Origin of the sequence: Pseudomonas saponiphila (assembly GCF_900105185.1) — a bacterium.
Classification (GTDB): Bacteria; Pseudomonadota; Gammaproteobacteria; order Pseudomonadales; family Pseudomonadaceae; genus Aquipseudomonas; species Aquipseudomonas saponiphila.
The window spans coordinates 891,501-912,913 of the sequence record NZ_FNTJ01000001.1 but is presented as its reverse complement, the minus strand read 5'-3'; the positions used below and the strand labels follow the sequence as shown (position 1 = coordinate 912,913).

Here is a 21,413-nt window from a genome sequence, read left to right as displayed (position 1 = left end):
GATCACAGCACCTCGACGCAGAACACGGCGGGCGTGACGATCCGCGTGCGTTCGATGTGCCCGCGTTGCAGCAGGCCGGCGCGGCGATCACCGGTTACCAGGTAGTCCGCATCGCCCGCCAAGGCCATGGCCAGCAAAAACGAGTCATCCGGATCATCGGCTTCGACCTCGATGGTCAGGCGCTCCAGTACCACAGCCCGTTGCAGGTTATTGATCATGGCGCCCACCTTGGCGGGCTGTAGGATGGCCTGAAGCTTGGGATAGCGGCTGGCTCGACGAATTTCATCGAGTTGCATCCGCGAGGTCACCACCTCGAAACGCGCCGCCCGCCAGGCACGGTAGATCGCATCGGGCGCGCCATGTGGCGAGATCAGGGCGCTGAACAGGATGTTGGTATCCAACACGACCCGCATCAGCGCTTACGTGCCCAGTCGAGCGCTTCGTCAACCGCGTTGGTCAATTCTGCCTCACTCAGATGGGCGTTAGCGGCCTTGGCCTGCTCAGCGCTCAGCTCCAGGATGTGTGCCCGTACCGCTTCTTCGATGAAGCGCGACAGGTCGCCCTTACGGCCGCCGCCCTGGCTGGCCAGAAACATCCGAAGCGACTGGTCGGTGTCGGCCGAGACGGCGACATTCCAGCGAATGGTATTCATAGCGTTCTCCGCTAATAGGTGTTTGTGTGTTTATACGCCAATCACAAAGGGCGATGCAATGGTTCGACAAAACGAAGGTTTTGCCGAACTCTATCGAGGAATGGCTCGGTTCGTTAAGCTCCCCGCGCTACGGTTCAAATAACTGGTACGCTTAATCAAAGTTCAACTATTACTAACGTAGTCGAGTAAACAGTACTTTTGATGAAGATCGGTTATGCGCGAGTGAGCACTCGGGATCAGAAAGCCGACCTACAAGTCGATGCCCTGAAACAGGCCGGGTGCGAACGCATCTACCAAGACATCGCCAGCGGCGCGAAAAGCGCCCGGCCGGAGTTGGACAAACTGCTGGCCAACGTGCGGCCGGGTGATGCCGTGGTGATCTGGAAGCTGGATCGCCTTGGGCGTTCCCTCAAGCACCTGGTCGAGTTGGTCGGCGAGCTGGCAGAGCGCAAGGTCGGCTTACAGAGCCTGAATGACCCCATCGACACCACCCACGCCCAAGGCCGCCTGGTGTTCAACCTGTTCGCCTCGCTGGCGGAGTTCGAGCGCGAGCTGATCCGCGAGCGGACTCAGGCGGGTCTGTCGGCCGCACGGGCGCGTGGCCGGATCGGTGGCCGTCCCAAGGGCCTGCCAGCCAAGGCTGAGGCCACCGCCATGGCGGCCGAAACCCTCTACCGCGAAGGTCGCCTGAGCGTCAGCGCGATCGGCGAGAAGCTGCACATCTCCAAGAGCACGCTGTACAGCTACCTGCGCCACCGTGGTGTCGAGATCGGCGCGTACCAGAAGAGCGCCAGGTCACGCGACCAGCAGCCTTCGGCCGCGTCGCCGGCAGAGCCGCCCGCCGCCGAGCGGGTGGCCACCGTCACCCTGCGCCTCGCGGTGGTGAATAACAGCAAGTTCGTGCGCGGCCGGAAGCGGGCCACGGAGAACATTGAGCGCTACTGCCTGGAGCCCTATGGCATGAAGCGGCTGGATGCCGGCCACTATGAGTTGACCATTCCGTATCGGAGCGACGATGAGCTGGACAAGAGCGTGCATGACCTGCTGACCGAGATCAGCCAGGAGGCCGACATGCGCAACTGTTTTGTCGAGATGGGCGCCTGGGAAGAAGACACCGAAAAGCGTTGGTAGGGCTTACGTTGGTTTTTGGTTCCATTGCTCCCCAAACCCCTTCTCCTACAGGAGATTCTTGTTGTGCTGAGGATGAGTCTGCCCCGTGCGCCGGTGGCGACGAGCAGGGCAGAAGGTACGAAGGGGCTGGAATCCGGTGATATCAAAAAAGTGCAAATCGCTTGGATCAGGAAAGGCTTTCGCGTACGGCGCTGTTGGTGCTGATGGAAAATTGACCCACCCTGCCGATTGAAATTTGACCCAGGGCGGATTGCTGATTTCTATATCAGCAACTGTGGATAAGTCTATCAGCGCAGCTGCTTTAAAATCCCTTCCTTTCGATCGCCCCAAGTGGCGACTGAAGACCTGCCACATGTCGTCATGCAGCAGGCCATCCTTTCCCTAAAATCAAAACGGTTCGTCGTCCACCGGCTTCTGATCGTCCTTGCGTTTTCGCTCCCGTGATTTGATCTTTGCCTGAGCCGCCAAGCTGCTGTGTTGCAGGCGGTAGGACTCGTTGCCCGTTTCGACGATGTGGCAGTGGTGCGTAAGCCGATCCAGCAGGGCGGTGGTCATCTTGGCGTCGCCGAGCACGCGCGACCATTCTGCGAAGCTCAGGTTGGTCGTGATCACGACGCTGGTGTGCTCGTACAGCTTGGACAGCAGGTGAAAAAGCAGAGCACCGCCAGCCTGACTGAATGGCAAGTAACCCAGCTCATCGAGGATGACCAAGTCCATGCGCAGCAGTGCTTGGGCGATGCGCCCGGCTTTACCGTCATGCTTCTCGCGCTCCAGCAGATTGACCAGGTCAACCGTGGAGTAGAAGCGCACGCGCTTGCCGTGCAGAGTGATGCCGGACACGGCTAGCGCGGTGGCCAGGTGGGTCTTGCCGGTGCCCGGCCCGCCGATGAGTACCACGTTCTGTGCCGTGTCGGTGAAGGCCAGGCTGGCCAGTTCCCTGATCAGCCGTGCGTCGGCGCTGGAGGCGCTGAAGTCGAAGCCAGCCAGGTCACGGTGCATGGGCAGCTTGGCCATGTTCATTTGATGGCTCACCGAGCGCATGGCGCGATCCGCATGCTCCTGTTGCAGCAGGTGTTCGAGCAACCATTTCGAGGAGGCTAGGGCCGACTCACCCTGCGCCGTCAAGTCCGCCCAAGCATTGGCCATGCCGTGCAGGCGCAGCTCTTTGAGTTCTGCCATGAGATCACGCATGACGGATCTCCTCGACGCTGCCGCGTAAACGGTCGTAGCGCGCCGTGTTCGCGACAGGCGCTTCCTTGAGCTGCAAGTGAGTCTCGACGGAGGGCGGTGGCTCGGTCGCTGTCAGCCGCGCCACGACATTCAAGACGTGTTCGGCGCTCAGGGTGCCGGCTTCGAGTACCAGTTCAACGGCCACCAATACGGCATCGAGTCCGGCGACGGGTACGGCAGCCAGGACTTGCGCCATGATCCGGTCACCGCCGGCATGACGTGTCAGGCCGTGTTTGAGTTGCCGCAGTGGTGTTGGTAGATCCGCAAAAGGAGCGCCATTGCGCAGTGCGCCCGGCTTGCGCTCGATCAGCGGGATGTAGTGCTGCCAGTCATAGTTGACCTGGTCGCGATCCAGCAAGCGCGCGTGGCTGGCAATCAATACGTCATCAGCTACCACCTCGATCCGCGTCGGATACAGGCGGCAACTGAGCCACTTGCCGGCGTACTCACAGGGTACCGAGTAGCGGTTTCGTCCCATGCTGACCAGGCAGGTGCTGGAAACCCGCGCCGCACGCTCGACGTAACCGTCGAAGGGCGCGGGCATGGGCATCATTTCGGCCCGCTCCAACTCCAACACCTCAGCCACGCTCAGCCCGCTGTATTGCGGGTGCGGAAGCTCGCTCCAGAGTGCGCGGCAGCGCTGCCCGAGCCAGGCATTGAGTTCCTCGAAGGAGTGGAATTGACGGTCTTGGGCGTCCAGCCAGATACGCCTGCGACTGTCCTGCACGTTCTTTTCGACGATGCCCTTTTCCCAACCTGAGGCAACGTTGCAGAAATCCGGATCGAACAGGTAGTGCGCGCACATCACCGCGAAGCGCGCATTCACCGTGCGGCCTTTGCCCTTGTTGACCTTGTCGACGGCCGTCTTCATGTTGTCGTAAATGCCTCGGCGTGGCACGCCGCCTAAGGCGCTGAACGAGCGCGTATGCGCGTCGAACAGCATCTCGTGACCTTGGCTCGGATAAGCCACCAGCCAGAAGGCACGGCTCGCGCACAGCTTCAGGTGCGACACCTGCATGCGCCGGTAAATGCCGCCGATCAGCAAGCCTTCCTCGCTCCAGTCAAACTGAAACGCCTCGCCAAGGGCAAAGGTCAACGGCACAAAGGCGTGCGCTGCCTTGCCCTGATCCCCGCGCCAGGCACGGACAAACGCGGTGAGCTGGCTGTAGCCACCGTCATAACCCTCGGCTTTGATTTGTGCCAGCAGCGCCTTGGCACTGCGCCGTTGTTGCTTGGGACGCAGCGAGTCGGCTTTAAGCGCCTGCTCCAGCGTGCCGTGAAACGGACTCAGCTTGTTGAAAATGGCCCGGCGCAGGTACACCGGCTGCTTGGCTTCCGGCGCTCTGACCCACTTGCGAATGGTGTTGCGCGCCAATCCGGTGCGCTTGGCTATCTCATGCAACGACAGCTTGTCGCGGAAATACATCCGCCGAATTTTGCCCATCATTTCCATACTGATCACCCTGTGTTCTCCTGCTCATAAATTGAGCAGGAGCAGTTGAGCACCTGGGTCAGTTTTCGATCGGCAGAACAGCCTCTACTGGGTCAGTTTTCGGTCAGCGGCAACACAATAGCGGTTTACCATGCCTTATCGTCAGATCGCGAGTGAGCAGACTGCCACCTTCTAGCCGGTCCCGATAAATGATCAGCGTAGCATCCGCATCCCGCACATTGCGCTTGGTGCGCTGACGATAGCCGCTGGATTCGGTCTCCTGCAGCTGGTAGCGCGCATCCAGGACGCCATCAGCGGCCCGACGGCCCGCCGGGCACCAGCCGCCGTGCGGAATCTGCCGAGCAATGGCAAAATCCAGCGCCGCCCGGTCTACGCCGGCTTGACCACCGGAGATAATCCGCTGGATATTCACCCCTGCCCCGTCGTAGCCACCACGCAGCTCACCTGAACTTCGGCGCTGGGCTGATCCGCTGAGAGCTGGCCGATGCGCCCGCGCTGGCTGGCAAGCTTCAGCTGCTTGCGCACCTGTTCCAGACTGCGTTTTTCAATGACGGCTGTATAGCTCGCACCCAGTTCGCCATCCGGGTCGATGAACAGCTCGATCCGCTTCACCGGCAACCCGAACACCGTGAAGCTGCGTGCCGGTGCAAGCAACCAACTGCCGGGGGCATTGGGCGCAATGTCATCCAGCGCGTGCATCGGCAAGGTTTGACGGCACTCCACGGCGGCGGCAATGGCAGGCTCAATGCGTGACCATTGATCGAGGTCTGGTGCATGGCCATCCATCAGCACCACCGGCATGGCCGCCAGCAGCAATGCTTTCATCCCTTGATGTTCCTGATCCAGAAGCGGCGGTCATCGACCGTGAAGTTGGGGTCATAGCCGACCAGCGTCAACAGTGAACCGACATAGTAAAGGCCGAACTGATTCATCAGCCAGCGCTCCATCGCCGGGTCACTGGGCAGCTTGTTGTACGGCGGGGTTGGGCCGTCGGTGCGAACCTGGCCGCTGGTTTTTCCGGAGATGGAAAAGCTCTTCCAGGTCAACACGAAGTTGTTCGACTGTTTCGGCAGCTCCGGCGCGCAAAGCGACAGATTGCTGAAGCGCTCTGAGCGCTTGGCGTCGTGCCAGAGCACTGCGTCAAAGCGAATGCAATCACTGGCTTTGAGCGTGAGGCTGCGGGTCAGCGTCATCTGATCAGCCGGAATTTGCAGATTGCTGATCACCACCTTGGGCCACTCTGGGGCGCGACCGTCGGTAGACAGACTCTGGCGCAAGGCGTTATGCAGTGGAGTGCCCAGCAAGCTGTTGCGGTTTGCCGCGCTTGCGGGCGTAGCCGCTTGCGACAGACTGGTTCCAATGGAGTGTCCCAGTCCATTCAGAGAGTCCAGCGCCCCCTGCATGTCGGTTGTGGCACATCCCGTCAAGAGAAAAGGAAGCAGCAACAGGCTTCGGTAGTGTTTCATCGCAGTTCCTCGCGAGGTCATCCGTTGAAGAGGGCATTGAGCCGAGCACACCAGGTTTCCGCCGCCCGACGACTCATGGGAAAACTGAGCACTGGTCGTTGCGGATCGGCGGTTTGCAGCTCGATGGCGAAGTCTTTCGCGCGTACCGTGCGCTCGAAGGTCGGCACGCTCATGCCGCTGGCGTTGACCTGACGGCTACCGCCGTTCATCTCCATGCTCTCGACCTCGCGCCAGGTCATCCGCCAACCAAGCAGCCAGGAGAAGTCGTGGATGCGCCAGGCTTCATCCACGACTGAACAGACAGCCAGTTTGCGATGCTGCCGGTCAAACACCAGAAAGGCCGGCGCGGGGTAGCCCAAGAGATGTCCAGCATCGAATGACAGCCCCTGCTGAGCGTTGAGCTTGGCTACAAGTGCCTGACAGCGGGCCTGCAAGCGCGCCAGAAAGCGGAAGGACAACGTGAAGATCGCCAGCGAAATCAGCAGATAGAGCATCAGCTCACTGGTCAGCAGCCCCCACAGCGATGTCTGTGACAGGCGCGCAGGCCCCACGCCGAACATCGCCAGTACAAGAATCAGAGTAAGACCAGCGGCAGCGAGACCTGAAAGCCCAGCCACTGGAACAGCAAGCCCCGCAGCCGCTCCCATCCCAGCAGTCTTCCAGACGCTTGCCATACGTCATGATCTCCATTTTGTTACTCATAGAGGTCATTCTATGGCGCTTGAGTTAAATTGTCACTTATAGTACGGGCACTTATCGGGCGTAGCCCTATAGAGGGGGGACTCATAGAGTCATTTCTCTTTAAGAAGAGAGAAATATGGCCCTTGATCCCCGACTACGCTTCGGCCTGAAGCTGATAGAAATCAGAAAGACCAGAGGGTGGTCGCAAGAACGCCTGGCACTGGAAAGTGGCTTGGCGCGCAGCTATCTGGGGGGTGTTGAGCGTGGGCAGCGCAACATCGCATTGCTCAACATCTTCAAGCTGGCCGAGGCACTGGGGGTGGAGCCTTCAGTACTGCTGGAGGCACCGGCTGCTGGACAGGAGCCAGCTCCGTAACATCGTAACGCTACGTTATCGTAGCGTTACGATGGTCACCGCATGATCGCTCACGGCAGCTATCGCAGCCATCTGCTTTCAAGAATAAGTAAAGTCCACTAAAATGGCACTTACGCAATTTTTTTCGCGATAAGGGTCATAAAAGTGACTTTTCATCTCTCGACTCCCGCTGAGATCCTGCACGCGCTGGGTGCTCGTCTGCGGGAGCAGCGGCTTGCCCAATCGCTTACGCAGCGTGAACTGGCGCAGATGGCCGGACTGTCCCTGGGGGCGTTGCGCAAACTCGAAAGCGACGGCCAGTGCTCGCTGGAAACGCTGGTCCGCGTTGCGCAGGCACTTGGCTTGCTGGAGGCGCTGGACGATCTCTTCGTGCTCAAACGGCAATCCATCGCCCAGATGGAGCAGGTGGACCTTGTCAGCCGCCGCCAGCGTGCGCCGCGTAAGAGAACATCATGAAGCTGCTTACCGTGCATTATTGCGGCTGGGGAGAAGACTGGCCGTTGGGACGCTTAGCCGATGACGGTCAATCCCTGCTCTTCGAATATTCTCCCGAAGCTCTGTCTCAGGGCTTGGAACTGTCGCCCTTGCACCTCAAGCTGCGTGCGGATGCCTACGGAAGTTTTCCGACCCATTTGCATCGCCTTCCGGGCCTGATCGCCGACAGTCTGCCGGACGGCTGGGGTTTGCTGCTGATGGATCGCTTGTTCCGTCAACACGGCTTGCGCCATCCCGGGCCGCTGGACCGGCTGGCCTTCATTGGTGAGCGCGCCATGGGCGCGTTGCGCTTCGTTCCGGCAAGCGACGCCGCTGCCCAGGAGCCCGACTGGTCCTTGCTGGCGCTGGCCGAGCAAAGCCGTCTCGCGCTCGCGGGCGAGGCGGGGGCAGCCCTGCGCGAGCTCGCGCTCACCGGCGGCTCACCGCAAGGGGCCAGGCCCAAGGCCTTGGTGCAGTACGACGCAACGACCGGGCAAGTCAGCACCCGTCCGGATGCGCCCGGCAGTCCGTGGCTGGTCAAGTTCCCGGCGCAGAACGAACACAAGGAAGTCTGCGTCATCGAGCAGCTCTATGCCGAGTTGGCTCGGGATTGCGGACTGGATGTACCCGAAAGCCGCTGGTTCGACCTTGGCCCTGAACTGGCCGCCTTCGGCGTCGCGCGCTTCGACCGAGAGGGTGGGCAACGCGTCCCGGTGCACAGTCTGGCTGGATTGTTGCAGGTGGATTTTCGCCTGCCCGGTGCCACCGACTACACCGCCTTCCTGCGAGCTACCCGTTTCCTGACGCGCGACGAGCGCGAAGTGGAGAAAGCCTACGCGCGAGCCGTCTTCAATGTGCTCTTCCACAACCGTGACGACCACCCCAAGAATTTCGCCTGGCGTCTCGGGCCTGACCGGCGCTGGCGTCTGGCTCCGGCATTCGACCTGACCTTCAGCGAAGGCCCGATGGGCCAGCATCACCTGGACGTTTGCGGCGAAGGTGCTGCCATCGAACGCCGGCATTTATTGCGTCTGGCGGAGGAAGGTGGCGTCCCAAGGAAACGGGCGGAAGAGGTCATCGAGCGGATGTTGCCGCAGGCAAGCTCATTGGGTGAGCGATTTGAGCGTGTTCCGATCAGGCAGATGTTGGCGCAGCAGATAAAATCCACCATTGATACCTGTCGCAGGCGTCTGGAAAGTTGAATCCGAGCCGGCGCAACGGCGCCAGATCAGGGGTGAACGTACTCACTACTGAGTTTTTTGAGTACAAACATGAGTATATTTTTTAATGGAGCAGCATGGTGAACTGTTCATTCAATGACTTGCAGTCACAATCGCTGTTCAACGTGTAATCCCCCTCAGCCCCATTGCCGCGCAATGGGGCTGAACTCCCCCGCTCTATCCAGCGCCCCTAGAAATAGGTGGTCGCCCCCGCAAAGAACGCCCGACCGGGCACGTAGAAGTTGGTCGATCCGTCCCGCAGATCCTTGTCCATCAGGTTCTGTACCCCACCGTTCAAGGTCAGCCACTTGGTCAGCGCCAGGTTCGCCGTCAGGTCGTAGGTGGTGTAGGACTGCACGAAGTCATTGCCCATGCCCCGCTGCTTGCCGACGTGCTGCGCCGACAGTTCGGTACTCACGCGGTCGTTGATCTGCCAGTCCAGCGCGCTGAATGCCGACAGCTTGGGCGAGCTGATCAGATCTTCGCCGGTGCTCAGGTTCCTGCTTTCCAGCATGTAGGTGGCGTTGCTGCGCCAGGTCACGGAAGCACCCAGCGGCACCCGGGCGGTGCCTTCCCAGCCACGAGTGCGGGCCTTGTCGACGTTTTCCAGCATGGTCCACCAGCGCCCCTGATACTGACCCAGCGGGCCATATTCGATCTTGTTGCGGATTTCGGAGCACCGTGACCGGCCGTTTCGGTTGATCGTGACCGGTCATTTCGCTAACGCGTGACCGCTCATTTCGGTAGCAACGTGACCGATTTTCCGCCTGTTCCGAAACAGGTGGTCACGGCTTACCGAAATCGCCGGTCACGACTTAGCGAAAGCCTTCCCCTTCGTTGCGCATGACCTGATGCGCCGCCATCCTCGACCGATTTCGGGAGAGGAAGATGGCGGCGCCGCGAGTAGCCATGCGAAACATCAAAGAATGTCTGCGCCTCAAGTTTGAGGCCGGCTTGTCCCACGAGAAGATTGCCCGTGCCTTGCAGCTGTCCAAGGGCGTGGTTAGCAAGTACATCGCGGCGGCGCGGGTGGCCGGGCTGGACTGGCCGGCGCTGGTGGCCATGGACGAGGCCGCGCTGGCGGCCGCCTTGTTTGCACCGACGTCGACGAACAAGCCGCGCGGTGAGCGAGTGCTGCCCGATGTGCTGAGCATCCACCGCGAGTTGCGACGCAAGGGCGTGACCTTGCAGCTGCTGTGGGAGGAATATCTCGCCGCGCATGCGGGCCAGCCGACCTACCGCTACACCCAGTTCGTCGAGCACTACCGGCGCTACGCCCAGACGCTCAAACGTTCGATGCGTCAGCTGCACCGTGCGGGCGAGAAGCTATTCATCGACTATGCCGGGCCGACGCTGCCGGTGGTCGACCCGGCCACCGGCGAAGTGCGCCGGGCGCACATCTTCGTCGCCGCCCTGGGCGCCTCGAATTACACCTATGCCTGCGCGACGCCAGGCGAAACCCAGGTGGACTGGCTGACCTCGCTGGGCCAGGCTCTGACCTACTTTGGCGGCGTGCCGGAAATGGTTGTGCCGGACAATCCGCGCGCCCTGGTCGCCCAGCCGGATCGCTACGAGCCGGGCCTGAACCGGGCCACGCTGGAGTGCGCGCGTCATTACCAGACGGTGATCCTGCCGGCACGGCCACGCAAGCCTCAGGACAAGGCCAAGGCCGAGGTGGCGGTGCAGGTGGTCGAGCGCTGGATCATGGCGCGGCTGCGCCATCGGCAGTTCTTCAGCCTGCATGCGCTTAACCAGGCCATCGCCGAGCTGCTGGAGGATCTGAATCGGCGCCCGTTCAAGCGGCTCGATGGCTGCCGGCGCGACTGGTTCGAGCGCCTGGATCGCCCGGCCTTGCGAGCGCTGCCGGTGCATCCCTACGAGGTCGCCACCTTCAAGCGCTGCAAGGTCAGCATCGACTACCACATCGAGGTCAATGGCAGCTTCTACAGCGTGCCCTCCGCCCTGGCCCGGCAGAACGTGGACGTGCGACTGACGGCACACACCCTGGAAGTGCTGCATGGCAACCGGCGGGTGGCCAGCCACCTGCTGCTGGGGCGACGCGGCGCTTACAGTACCCAGCGCGAGCACATGCCCGCGGCGCACCAGGCGCATCGCGAATGGACGCCACAACGCCTGCTCGACTGGGGCGCGCGGATCGGCCCCTACACGCGCCAACTGATCGATCACCAACTGACCCACAAGCCGCACCCGGAGATGGGCTACCGCGCCTGCCTCGGCCTGCTCTCGCTGGCCCGGCGCTATGGCAATGCACGCCTGGAAGCCGCTGCCGAACGTGCCGTACACCTGCGCGCCTTCACCGGGCGCAGCGTGCGCAACCTGCTCCAGCAAGGCCTGGATCAACAGCCGCTGCCCCAGCGTGCCGCCGAAACGACCTTACCCGGCGACCACGAGAACGTCCGTGGCGCCGACTACTACCAACCCCCGCAACAGGAGCTGTTCGATGATGCCGCAACACACCCTGAATCAACTGCACCAGCTACGCCTGGACGGCATGGCCCGCGCCCTGGAAGAGCAATGGACGCTGCCGGCCAGCCACAGCCTGAGCTTCGATGAACGCCTCGGCCTACTGCTCGACCGCGAACTGGCCTGGCGTGACAACCAGCGCCTGGTACGGCTGCGCAAGAAGGCCAAGCTCAAGTACGCCAACGCCTGCCTGGAAGATCTCGACCGCCGCACCGGACGCGCCCTGGACGAGCGTCTGATCGCCACCCTGGCCAGTGGCGACTGGATCCGCCAGCAGCACAACCTGCTGCTGACCGGCCCGACCGGTGCCGGCAAAACCTGGCTGGCCTGCGCCCTGGGCAACCAGGCCTGCCGCCAGGGCTATAGCACCCTGTACCTGCGCACCCCGCGCCTGCTGGAACAACTGCGCATCGCTCATGGCGACGGCAGCTTCGGCCGTACCCTGCAACAGCTGGCAAAGGTCGACGTCCTGGTGCTGGACGACTGGGCGCTAGCCCCGCTGGAGGAAGGAGCCCGGCATGACCTGCTGGAGGTGATCGACGACCGCGCTGGCAGCCGCTCCACCATCCTGACGAGCCAACTGCCCATCGAGCACTGGCACGGCTGGATCAACGACCCGACCCTGGCCGATGCCATCCTCGACCGCCTGGTGCACAACGCCTACCGACTGACGATGAAAGGCGAGTCGCTGCGCCGAAAAAAAGCCGAGGAACAAGCCGCATCGTGACCGATGCGATTACAATCCAGAACCCGCGCAACCGGGGTGGAAGCACCGGTCACGTATTAGCGAAACGCTCGGTCACGTTCACCGAAATCCGCAATCTTGTCGGTGAAGTCGGTGTGGAAGTAGGTCAGGCCGGCCTCCCAGCCGTCATGGTCGAACGACACGCCGATTTCCTTGTTGGTGCTGGTTTCCGGTCTCAGGTTCGGATTGCCCGCCATCCAGCAACTGCCAGTGACATAGCCCAACGGACGCAACGAACCACAGCCCCGGCCACCAGACTCGGTCGCCGCTCCCGCACTGCCCTCCTTCAGGCTCGGCGCACGAAAGCCCTTGGACACACCGCCACGCACGGTCCAGTCCGGGTGCGGGTGATAGACCACATACGCCCGTGGGCTGTTGTGGTTGCCGTATTTGTCGCTGTGGTCGAAACGGTTGCCCAGGGTCAGTGACAGGTTGTCCAGCAGGAACAGCTCGTCCTCGATAAAGGCCGCCGAGTAATCACCCTTCAAGGTCGAGCCACTGACCGGCGTGCCCCGGTAATCCACCGGCACAGTGCCGAGGGTATCGGTGTTGGTCAGTTCCTCACGCTTCCATTGCCCGCCCAGCGTCAGGCGCTGGTCCACCAGCAGTTCGAAAGGCAGGTTGAGGCTGCCTTCGACGATCTTCTCTTCGGAGTTGGCTTTACCCACCTCAAGGTCGTTGCGGTACCTGTTCAGGTAGGCATCGAGCTTCGAGGTGCCGAAACTCCAGTCGCCACTGTGGGACAGGATGTAGCTGTCGCGGGTCAGGCGGCTGGGGCCGAAGGCGCCACCTACGGTTTCGTCCCAATCACCAAAGGTCTTCTTCGACGACCAGGAATGCTCAACGCCATGCACCGCCTCAAACGACAAGCTCTGCTCTTCGTTGATCTGCCAGTCCAGCAGCGCATTCATGCTCTGGTCCTTGGAGCCGCCAGCGCCGTCGTCGTACATGAAGTCGCCTCGGGCATCGCGTCGCGCCTCGACCTCATCCGCCGCCCGCCGCGTGACGTTGGCGCCCAGGCGCAAGCCCAGGGACTCGGTCAACGGCCCCGTCGCATTCACGCTGTACTGGGTGGTCTGGCCGCGGTCGGAATCCTTGGGCACGGTGATGTGGGTGCTGGCCGAGCCGGTCCAGGTCCGCGACACCTTGCGCGTGATGATATTGATCACCCCGCCCATGGCATCCGAGCCATACAGCGATGACATCGGTCCGCGCACGATCTCGATGCGCTCGATCATGTTCGGCGAGATCCAGTTCAGGTCCTGGCGCGCCAGGTCACGGCGATAGCTCAGGTCGGCGGAGCTGCCGACCCGTTTGCCGTCCACCAGGATCAGCGTGTACTTGTCGTCCAGGCCCCGCAGCTTGATTTTCGACTGCTCGCCCACCGGTCCGAAACCTCCGGTCACCCCCGGCACACGGCGCAGCAGGGTGTTGAGGTCGTAGACTGGCTGGCGCTCGATTTCCTCGCGGGTGATGACGCTGACACTGGCTGGCGCATCCCGAAGGTCCGTGGCAGCGCCACTGGCCGTAACGAACGCGGTGTCCAGTTCCACCGGCGCTGGTTGGGCCTCTTCAACACGCTCGCCGGCCTGCACCAGCGGGGCCAGCAGGCCGACACCGGCGCTGAGCATGAGCGAATTGAACAGGCAGGAACTGACTTTCATGACAAACGATCCTTGTCGATTCAATGCACCTTGGTGGTGCATCAAGGGAGAGAGGATCGAAGATTAACGCTAATGCATATCATTTATAAACAGGAATATTTCTCGTCTTAAACATTCCGTTCCGAATCTGCTGGCGAACACTGCCCTGCCCCCCCCTGTTCACGGGTGGGGGGGCCAGGGCCCCTGGGTCAGCAGACTTCTTCGTAAGGCAGGCCCACATAGTTCTCGGCAATGTTCACCAGCCCCGCGTGGGAATTGAGGAAATGCTCGCGATCCGCCTGCTGCATCTTGTGCTCCCAAGCGTCCTGCTGCTCGCCGAAATCGTGCAGCAGGTTGGTCATGAACCAGCTGAAACGCTCGCCCTTCCAGACCCGGCGCAACGCCAGCTCGGAGTATTTCTCCAATAGTTCGGTACGCCCTTCGCGGTAGACCTTGACCAGAATCCGGTACAGGTAGCACACGTCAGAAGCCGCCAGGTTCAGGCCCTTGGCCCCGGTGGGCGGGACAATATGCGCGGCGTCGCCGACCAGGAACAGCTTGCCGTACTGCATGGGCTCCACCACATAGCTACGCAGTGGCGCGATGCTTTTCTCCAGCGCCGGCCCGGTCACCAGATCCGCCGCCACCTCCGCCGGCAGACGGGCCTTGAGCTCGTTCCAGAAGCGCTCGTCGGACCAGTCTTCGACCTTGTCGCTCAGCGGCACCTGCAGGTAGTAACGGCTGCGGGTCAGGGAGCGCTGGCTGCACAGCACGAATCCGCGCTCATGCTGGCCATAGATCAGCTCATGGTTGACCGGCGGGGTATCGGACAATAGCCCCAGCCAGCCGAAGGGGTACTCGCGCTCGTAGTGGGTCAGCACCTCTTCGGGGATGCTCTTGCGCGCCACGCCGTGAAAACCGTCGCAACCGGCGATGTAGTCACAATCGATCCGGTGCTGCCGGCCGTCCTTTTCATAGGTGAGGTAGGGTTGCGCGCCCTTCATGTCGTGGGGCTGCACCTGGTCTGCCGAATAGATGATCGGTGCCCCGCTGGCGGCGCGGGCCGCCATCAGGTCGCGGGTGACTTCGGTCTGGCCGTAGACCATCACCGTCTTGCCACCGGTCAGGGCCTTGAGGTCGATGCGCACACGCTTGCCACCCATCAGCAGCTCCACCCCTTCGTGGACCAGGCCTTCGGCGTCCATGCGCTGGGCCACACCGGCCTCGCGCAGCATGTCCACGGTGCCCTGTTCCAGCACCCCGGCGCGGATGCGGCCGAGCACATAGTCCGGGGTCTGGCGCTCGACAATCACCGTGTCGATACCGGCCTTGTGCAGCAGTTGGCCCAGCAGAAGGCCGGAAGGACCGGCACCGATAATCGCAACCTGAGTTTTCATTGTTGTCGTCTCTCAAGGGCATTCCAGTCACCGCGCAGGCGAAATCCGGAATTTATGGTTATTGTTGTACCCCTGCATTTTTGCCGACAAAAATCGCAATAAATGGTGATAAACCGCCATAAAAATGCACTTTTGCAAACAACGTTCGATTATCGAGCACTCCAGTCAGCCCGTTTAGACAGGTCGCCTCCGATGAAAGCCAGTCGCTCCAGCATCCCGGTGTTCAAGCTCTATGGGGAAAACCAGGCCTGGCCGACTCCGGACCTGCTGCACTGCGAATCCATCCCCAAGCGCAGCAGCCTGCACCATTGGGAGATCAAGCCGCACCGTCACGCCGACCTCTACCAGTTGCTCTATGTGCAGCGCGGCCAGGCCCTGGTGGAAGTCGAGGGACGGCGCCAGGACGTGCGCGAAGCATCGATCCAGGTGGTGCCGCCGCTGATGGTCCACGGCTTCCAGTTCTCGGAAAACATCCAGGGTTACGTGCTGACCCTGGGCGCACCGCTGGTGGCCCAGCTGGAAGCGCAACTGGGGGCGCCACTGGCGGTACTGGCCAGCGCCGCCTGCTATCCGGTGGGCCGTGACCGGCACAGCCTCAATACCTTGTTCAAGGCGCTGATGGATGAGTACGAAGGCAGCGCCGCCGCCCGCGACCTGCTATTGCATTCGCTGGTCAACGTGCTGGTGGTATGGATCAGTCGCCGTGGCCAGCAGAACACCCCGCCGAGCAATCGCGGCGAGCGCAACCAGCACCTGCTGGGGCACTTCATCAAGCTGGTGGAGCGGCATTATCAGGAGCATCCCACGGTGGAATCCCTGGCCCATCGCATCGGCCTGTCCAGCGTGCACCTCAACACCCTGTGCCGGGAACTGGCCGGGCAGAGCGCGCTGCAGATCCTGCACCAGCGCCTGATGCTGGAAGCCAAGCGCGGCCTGATCTACACCAACATCAGCATCAGCCAGCTCTCGGACAACCTGGGATTCAGCGATCCGACCTACTTCTCGCGCTTCTTCAAGCGCCTCAGCGGGCAGACGCCCAACGCCTTCCGCCAGAGTGCCGGGCACGCCCCTCCAGCGCCCTGAGGCCGGCGCAAAACAAAACGCCCGAGGCCAGTGCCCCGGGCGTTGCTGTTTCAGCGCCGGTAAAGCGCTCAGGCTTTGCGGGTGCGTGGCAAAAAGATCGCCAACACCCCGAACAGCGGCAGGAACGAGCACAGGAAGTACACGTATTCGATGCCATGGATGTCCGCCAGGTGCCCCAGCAGCGCCGCGCCGATGCCGCCAAAGCCGAACATCAGGCCGAAGAACACCCCGGCGATCATGCCGACGTTGCCCGGCACCAGCTCCTGGGCGTAGACCACGATGGCGGAGAACGCCGAGGCCAGGATGAAGCCGATCACCACGCTGAGGACGCTGGTCCAGAACAGGTCGACATGGGGCAGCAACAGGGTGAACGGCGCCACCCCGAGGATCGAGAACCAGATCACCGCCTTGCGCCCGATCTTGTCTCCGATCGGCCCGCCGAAGAAGGTCCCCGCCGCCACCGCACCGAGGAACAGGAACAGGTGCAGTTGCGAGCTGGCCACCGACAGGTCGAACTTCTCGATCAGGTAGAAGGTGAAGTAGCTGGTGAAGCTGGCCATGTAGAAATACTTGGAGAACACCAGCAGCCCGAGGACCACCAGGGCGCTGAGCACCCGGTTCCTCGACAGCCCGTGGGTCGCCGCCTGGCCCTGCTTGAGCTTGTGCAGCCGCAAGTGGTTGGCGTACCAGCGGCTGATGGCGTAGAGCACCACCAGGGCAAACAGCGCGAACAGGCCGAACCAGGCCACATTGCCCTGGCCGTAGGGAATGATGATGGCCGCGGCCAGCAAGGGGCCGAACGCGGTGCCGGCATTGCCACCGACCTGAAAGCTCGACTGCGCCAGGCCGTAGCGCCCGCCGGACGCCAGCCGGGCGACCCGCGAGGCTTCCGGGTGGAAGGTCGAGGAACCGATGCCGATCAAGGCCGCGGCCAGCAGGATCAGGGCAAAGCTGCCGACCTGGGACATCATCAGGATGCCGATCAGGGTACAGATCATGCCCGCCGGCAGCAGGAACGGCAGAGGCCGCCGATCGGTGTAGAAGCCGACCCAGGGCTGCAACAGCGATGCGGTGAGCTGGAAGGTCAGGGTGATCAGCCCGACCTGGGTGAAGCTCAGCCCGTAGTTGCTCTTGAGCATCGGGTAGATCGCCGGCAGTACCGCCTGGATCAGGTCGTTGATCAGGTGGGCCAGGGCCACCGCGCCAATGATGCGCAGGACCAGTGGGCTGCTTTGCGAAGCAGGAGAGGCCGTCGTTGCGACGGTCTGAGGGTTGCTGCTAGCCATAGGATTTTCCGTACAACGGGTGGGCGCACAGGGGCAGGTGCGCCAATGTGCCATTTTTCAGTGCGTGCGCGCCATCCCATTAGCTTGCTAACGACCGGCGATCCGCGCCTCGGGGAAGTCCGCTTCAAGCTCGGCCTTGAGCCATTGGATAAACCATTCCACGTCCTCGGACCATTCAGCTTCCGGGGTCAGTACGCGGTAGCTTTCCAGCTTCACCTGATCCTCCAGCACCCGCACCAGAGTCCCGGCCTTGAGCTCCTCGCGCACCAGCACCTCGTTGGCCAGGGCGATCCCGCCGCCGCTTTCGGCCACTGACAGGGCGTGGTCGTTGTTCACGTAGATCAGGTCGGAGGTGAGGTGGATTTCCAGGCCGTTGGCGGCGAACCACAGGTTCCACCACTCGCCGTCATCGAAGTGAATCAGCTCGTGGCGGGCCAGATCCACCGGGCCCTTGATCGGCTCGATGCTGGCCAGGTAGGCCGGGGTGCAGATGGGAAACACCCGAGGGCAGATCAGGCTGACCCGGGACTGGGCATATTGCCCGTCCAGGCCGTAGGCGATTCCCAGATCGGCGCTCTTGGCGTCGACGTCGGTGAACGTGGAGTTGGGCTCGATGGCGAATTTCAGGCCCGGGCGCACATGGCGCAACGCTTCCAGGCGCGGGGTCAGCCAGCGCTTGGCAAACCCTGGCACCACCATGATCCGCAACCAGCGCTCGGCGGCCTTGGGCTGGGCTTCGCGCCCGGCCTCGATGATCAACTGCAGGGCGGCGGCGATCTTGCGGTGATACTTCTCCCCTGCCGGAGTCAGGATCACCCCGCGCGAGGTGCGTTCGAACAGCTGCACCCCGAGCCAGTCCTCCAGCAACTTCACATGACGGCCGATGGCCGGCTGGGTGACATGCAGCGACCTGGAGGCCTCGACATAGCTGCCCAGGCGCGCCGCGGCATCAAAAGCCCGCACCGCATTCAACGGTGGCAAACGCTGTTCGGCCATGGTCTTGCCGCCTCTTGCTATTAAATTATTTAACAGCTGGTATGTTAAAATTGATGTTTCGCCCCCGCAACCCCTCACTGATAATCAGCCCCAGCAGAACAATAAGAACCCGCGCAAAGCCCGTAGAAACAGGCTTTTCACGCATCCGAACACATCTCGATCCTGCCCTAAGAAAAACAATATCCATGGCCTGCACGACAGCCCATGGGGGAATCGGAGGTAAGGCATGAATGCCCTGCATTCGCTGCAAACACTGGCGGTGTCCATCCGCTCGGTGCGCAAGGTCTACGGCGATCCACACAGCGGCCCGGTGGCCCTGAAGCACATCGACCTGGACATCCGCGACAACGAATTCTTCACCCTCCTGGGGCCCTCCGGATGCGGCAAGACCACCCTGTTGCGGATGATCGCCGGCTTCGAATTCCCGACCCAGGGCGAGATCCTCCTCTACGGCGAGAACATCGCCGACCGGCCGCCCTTCGAGCGTCCGGTGAACACCGTGTTCCAGCATTACGCACTGTTCCCCCACATGACCCTGGCCGAGAACCTGGCCTTCGGCCTGGAATCACGGCCCATGGGCCAGGTGCTGAGCAAGGCGCAGATCGCCGAGCGCGTGCGCGAGATGCTGGCCCTGGTGCAGATGGAACGCTTCGCCGGGCGCAAGCCCAACCAGCTCTCCGGCGGCCAGCAGCAACGCATCGCCCTGGCCCGAGCCCTGGCGCCCCATCCCAAGGTGCTGTTGCTGGACGAGCCGCTGTCGGCCCTGGACCTCAAGTTGCGCCAGGCCATGCGCGAAGAACTCAAGGCCATCCAGGCCAAGACCGGCATCACCTTCATCTTCGTCACCCATGACCAGGAAGAAGCCCTGACCCTGTCCGACCGCATTGCCGTGCTATCCGAAGGTGAAGTGCAGCAAGTGGGCCGCCCGGAAGAAATCTACGAGCAGCCGCGCAACCGCTTCGTCGCCGACTTCATCGGTGAAACCAACTTCATCCCGGCCACGGTCAACCGTATCGAAGCCGGCCTGGCCTGGTTCAGCGGGCCCGCCGGGCAGGCACTGCCGGCGCAACCCTGCACCACCGCCAAGGTCGGCCAGCAGGTCACTCTGTCGGTGCGCCCCGAGCGCTTGCACCTGCGCAGTGACGTCTCGGAAGGCGCCCTGGCGTGCCGTATCGAAGCGCTGATCTACCTGGGCACCGACCTGCAATACCTGGTCAGCCTCGGCGACGGCACGCGCCTCACCGTGCGCACGCCCAACAGCCTCGAACACCACCCGCGCTTGAGCGTCGGCAGCAGCGCCGGGCTGGTATTCGAACGCGGCAGCGCCAGCGTCCTGCTGGATTGAACACGAGGATCCGCCATGCACGCCTCATCGATTTCCCAGCACCTGGAACGGCGCAAGGCCTTGCGCAGCGTTCTCGGGGTCAGCCCGGCGCTGATCGCCATCGGTCTGTTCCTGGTCGTGCCGATCCTCATCGTCATCGGCTATTCGCTGATGGAAGCCAACCCCTACGGCGGGGTGAACCAGGTTTTCAGCAGCGACGCCTACAGCGCCCTGCTGTTCGAACGACAACTGGATGACAGCCTGGCCTTCACCGACTCCTACCTGCTGATCGCCCTGCGTTCCATCGGCATCGCTGGGTTGACCACCGTCGTCACCCTGCTGATCGGCTTTCCGGTGGCGGTGTGGCTGGCCATGCAGCCGGTGCAGCGCCGGGGCCTGCTGATCTTCCTGATCACCGTGCCGTTCTGGGCCAACCTGCTGATCCGCACCTACGCCTGGATCCTGCTGCTGCGCAACACCGGGGTGATCAACAACAGCCTCATGGGCCTGGGGCTGATCAACGAGCCGTTGCAACTGCTGTACACCGACGGCGCGGTGCTGCTGGGACTGGTCTACACCTACGCGCCCTTCGTCGTGCTGCCGATCTACGCCACCCTGGAAAAGATGGACATCCGCCTGCTGGAAGCAGCCCAGGACCTCTACGCCGGGCGCTGGCGCACCTTGCGCAAGGTGGTGCTGCCGATTGCCAAGCCGGGGATATTCGCCGGGGCGATCCTCACCTTCGTGCCTTGCCTGGGGGCCATGATCGCCCCGGAGCTGCTGGGCGGCGGCACCCGGATGATGCTCGGCAACCTGATCTTCCGCCAGTTCAGCGATGCCCGTAACTGGCCCTTCGGCGCCGCCCTGTCGCTGGTGCTGATGGCCGCGGTGATGCTGGTACTGACCCTCTACGCCCTGCGCGCCCAGCGCCAGCGCACGCTTCAGGAAGGTGCATGATGATCAGCCTGTTCAAACGCAACGGCCTCGGCGTCCAGGACTTTCCCGGCTTCGGCGGCTTCAGCTTTCTGTTCTACCTGTACCTCTACGCACCGATCCTGGTGCTGGTGGTGTTCTCCTTCAACGCCAACCAGTCGGCCACGGTGTGGAGCGGCTTCAGCCTCGACTGGTACCGCGCCGCGTTCGCCAACCAGGCCCTGCGCCAGGCGGCGGGCAACAGCCTGCTGATCGCCGTGTGCGCCAGCATGGCGGCCACCGCCATCGCCACCCTGGCCGCCCTGGGCACCTCGCGCGGGGCGAAATTCAAGGGCCTGCAACTGTCCATGGGCGCCATCATGCTGCCCCTGGTGCTGCCGGAAATCGTCGTCGGCGTGGCCACCCTGGCGCTGTTCTCCACGCTGGGGCTGTCCCTGGGCTACGGCAACCTGATCATCGCCCACACGGTGTTCTGCATCCCCTTCGCCTACTTGCCGATCCGCGCCCGCCTCAACGACATGGACCTGTCCCTGGAGCATGCGGCGGCGGACCTGTATGCCGGGCCCTGGCGAACCTTTCGCAAGGTGACCCTGCCGCTGCTGATGCCGGGGATCGTCTCCGGGCTGATGCTGGCCTTCATCGTCTCGCTGGATAACTTCGTGATCTCGATGATGGTGTCCCAGGCCGGCACCACCACCCTGCCGATCTTCATCTTCGGCCTGTTGCGCATGGGCGTGACACCCGACGTCAACGCCGTATCGACGCTGATCCTCGGCGTCTCGGTGCTGTTCGTCAGCCTCTCTTACCTGCTGAGCAAGAAACACCCTTGAACCGTCCAC

At 62.6% G+C, this 21,413-nt stretch carries 23 protein-coding genes; 10 read left to right on the top strand and 13 right to left on the bottom strand.

Features of this window, described 5'->3' with window-relative positions; genetic code table 11:
* Positions 1-2: 2 nt before the first annotated feature.
* A complete protein-coding gene (locus BLV47_RS04340; protein WP_003150546.1) occupies positions 3-413 on the bottom strand; it encodes a putative toxin-antitoxin system toxin component, PIN family in 411 nt (136 codons plus the stop codon).
* Positions 413-652, bottom strand: coding sequence for a ribbon-helix-helix domain-containing protein (locus BLV47_RS04335; protein ID WP_003089107.1), 240 nt, complete (start codon positions 650-652; stop codon positions 413-415). The genes BLV47_RS04340 and BLV47_RS04335 overlap by 1 nt, the downstream gene beginning before the upstream one ends.
* Positions 653-853: 201 nt before the next feature.
* Here BLV47_RS04335 and BLV47_RS04330 point away from each other — a divergent pair, with 201 nt between their 5' ends.
* Positions 854-1,783, top strand: a complete 930-nt coding sequence (locus BLV47_RS04330; RefSeq protein ID WP_003150544.1) for a recombinase family protein — start codon at positions 854-856, stop codon at positions 1,781-1,783.
* Between the two features lie 387 nt (positions 1,784-2,170).
* Here BLV47_RS04330 and istB (BLV47_RS04325) read toward each other — a convergent pair whose 3' ends face one another.
* From istB (BLV47_RS04325) to BLV47_RS04300, 6 genes are all read right to left on the bottom strand, one after another.
* Entirely contained in the window at positions 2,171-2,974 is an 804-nt protein-coding gene (gene istB, locus BLV47_RS04325) for an IS21-like element ISPst3 family helper ATPase IstB (protein ID WP_003117254.1), read from the bottom strand.
* Positions 2,967-4,466 carry an IS21 family transposase gene (istA, locus tag BLV47_RS04320; protein WP_126543471.1) on the bottom strand — a complete coding sequence of 500 codons (1,500 nt, stop codon included), beginning with the start codon at positions 4,464-4,466 and terminating at the stop codon, positions 2,967-2,969. Before istA (BLV47_RS04320) ends, istB (BLV47_RS04325) begins: the two co-directional genes overlap by 8 nt.
* A gap of 103 nt (positions 4,467-4,569) precedes the next feature.
* On the bottom strand, positions 4,570-4,878 hold the full coding sequence (locus BLV47_RS04315; protein ID WP_244168841.1) for a putative molybdenum carrier protein: 309 nt from the start codon (positions 4,876-4,878) through the stop codon (positions 4,570-4,572).
* A complete protein-coding gene (locus BLV47_RS04310) occupies positions 4,875-5,291 on the bottom strand; it encodes a hypothetical protein (protein WP_092310296.1) in 417 nt (138 codons plus the stop codon). Before BLV47_RS04310 ends, BLV47_RS04315 begins: the two co-directional genes overlap by 4 nt.
* A complete protein-coding gene (locus tag BLV47_RS04305) occupies positions 5,288-5,932 on the bottom strand; it encodes a hypothetical protein (RefSeq protein ID WP_092310293.1) in 645 nt (214 codons plus the stop codon). Before BLV47_RS04305 ends, BLV47_RS04310 begins: the two co-directional genes overlap by 4 nt.
* A 17-nt stretch (positions 5,933-5,949) precedes the next feature.
* Complete coding sequence (locus tag BLV47_RS04300; protein WP_087838478.1) at positions 5,950-6,606, bottom strand: hypothetical protein; 657 nt, start codon at positions 6,604-6,606, stop codon at positions 5,950-5,952.
* Positions 6,607-6,749: 143 nt separating this feature from the next.
* On the opposite strand from BLV47_RS04300, the gene BLV47_RS04295 reads away from it, so the two are divergent.
* The 3 genes from BLV47_RS04295 to BLV47_RS04285 all read left to right on the top strand — a co-directional run bounded on the left by BLV47_RS04295 (position 6,750) and on the right by BLV47_RS04285 (position 8,665).
* Positions 6,750-6,989 (top strand): helix-turn-helix domain-containing protein, encoded by a 240-nt coding sequence (locus BLV47_RS04295; RefSeq protein ID WP_011806687.1) that lies wholly within the window; start codon positions 6,750-6,752, stop codon positions 6,987-6,989.
* 144 nt (positions 6,990-7,133) lie between these two features.
* The gene (locus tag BLV47_RS04290) at positions 7,134-7,445 is read left to right on the top strand and encodes a helix-turn-helix domain-containing protein (protein ID WP_087838477.1); all 312 of its coding nucleotides are present in this window, start codon (positions 7,134-7,136) and stop codon (positions 7,443-7,445) included.
* Positions 7,442-8,665 (top strand): type II toxin-antitoxin system HipA family toxin, encoded by a 1,224-nt coding sequence (locus tag BLV47_RS04285; RefSeq protein WP_092310290.1) that lies wholly within the window; start codon positions 7,442-7,444, stop codon positions 8,663-8,665. Before BLV47_RS04290 ends, BLV47_RS04285 begins: the two co-directional genes overlap by 4 nt.
* A 208-nt stretch (positions 8,666-8,873) precedes the next feature.
* Here BLV47_RS04285 and BLV47_RS04280 read toward each other — a convergent pair whose 3' ends face one another.
* Positions 8,874-9,353 (bottom strand): TonB-dependent receptor domain-containing protein, encoded by a 480-nt coding sequence (locus tag BLV47_RS04280; RefSeq protein ID WP_341865636.1) that lies wholly within the window; start codon positions 9,351-9,353, stop codon positions 8,874-8,876.
* A 218-nt stretch (positions 9,354-9,571) separates the two neighbouring features.
* On the opposite strand from BLV47_RS04280, the gene istA (BLV47_RS04275) reads away from it, so the two are divergent.
* Entirely contained in the window at positions 9,572-11,257 is a 1,686-nt protein-coding gene (gene istA / locus BLV47_RS04275) for an IS21 family transposase (protein ID WP_062838241.1), read from the top strand.
* Positions 11,145-11,894, top strand: a complete 750-nt coding sequence (gene istB / locus BLV47_RS04270; RefSeq protein ID WP_062838242.1) for an IS21-like element IS1474 family helper ATPase IstB — start codon at positions 11,145-11,147, stop codon at positions 11,892-11,894. Before istA (BLV47_RS04275) ends, istB (BLV47_RS04270) begins: the two co-directional genes overlap by 113 nt.
* 56 nt (positions 11,895-11,950) lie before the next feature.
* Here the strand turns inward: istB (BLV47_RS04270) and BLV47_RS04265 are convergent, their stop codons facing one another.
* Positions 11,951-13,576 carry a TonB-dependent receptor domain-containing protein gene (locus BLV47_RS04265; protein WP_244168839.1) on the bottom strand — a complete coding sequence of 542 codons (1,626 nt, stop codon included), beginning with the start codon at positions 13,574-13,576 and terminating at the stop codon, positions 11,951-11,953.
* Between the two features lie 188 nt (positions 13,577-13,764).
* On the bottom strand, positions 13,765-14,952 hold the full coding sequence (gene pobA / locus BLV47_RS04260; RefSeq protein WP_092310287.1) for a 4-hydroxybenzoate 3-monooxygenase: 1,188 nt from the start codon (positions 14,950-14,952) through the stop codon (positions 13,765-13,767).
* 192 nt (positions 14,953-15,144) lie between these two features.
* Here pobA and BLV47_RS04255 point away from each other — a divergent pair, with 192 nt between their 5' ends.
* Entirely contained in the window at positions 15,145-16,035 is an 891-nt protein-coding gene (locus BLV47_RS04255; protein ID WP_092310284.1) for a helix-turn-helix domain-containing protein, read from the top strand.
* Between the two features lie 68 nt (positions 16,036-16,103).
* Here the strand turns inward: BLV47_RS04255 and BLV47_RS04250 are convergent, their stop codons facing one another.
* Both BLV47_RS04250 and BLV47_RS04245 read right to left on the bottom strand, forming a co-directional pair.
* On the bottom strand, positions 16,104-17,321 hold the full coding sequence (locus tag BLV47_RS04250) for an MFS transporter (RefSeq protein ID WP_092310280.1): 1,218 nt from the start codon (positions 17,319-17,321) through the stop codon (positions 16,104-16,106).
* 87 nt (positions 17,322-17,408) lie between these two features.
* A complete protein-coding gene (locus BLV47_RS04245) occupies positions 17,409-18,317 on the bottom strand; it encodes a LysR substrate-binding domain-containing protein (protein WP_092310277.1) in 909 nt (302 codons plus the stop codon).
* A gap of 226 nt (positions 18,318-18,543) precedes the next feature.
* On the opposite strand from BLV47_RS04245, the gene BLV47_RS04240 reads away from it, so the two are divergent.
* From BLV47_RS04240 to BLV47_RS04230, 3 genes are read left to right on the top strand one after another with little or no spacing between them, the layout of a single operon-like run.
* Positions 18,544-19,662, top strand: coding sequence for an ABC transporter ATP-binding protein (locus tag BLV47_RS04240; RefSeq protein WP_092310274.1), 1,119 nt, complete (start codon positions 18,544-18,546; stop codon positions 19,660-19,662).
* A 15-nt stretch (positions 19,663-19,677) separates the two neighbouring features.
* The gene (locus BLV47_RS04235) at positions 19,678-20,598 is read left to right on the top strand and encodes an ABC transporter permease (protein ID WP_092310270.1); all 921 of its coding nucleotides are present in this window, start codon (positions 19,678-19,680) and stop codon (positions 20,596-20,598) included.
* Complete coding sequence (locus BLV47_RS04230; protein WP_409258984.1) at positions 20,598-21,404, top strand: ABC transporter permease; 807 nt, start codon at positions 20,598-20,600, stop codon at positions 21,402-21,404. Before BLV47_RS04235 ends, BLV47_RS04230 begins: the two co-directional genes overlap by 1 nt.
* Positions 21,405-21,413: the final 9 nt, after the last annotated feature.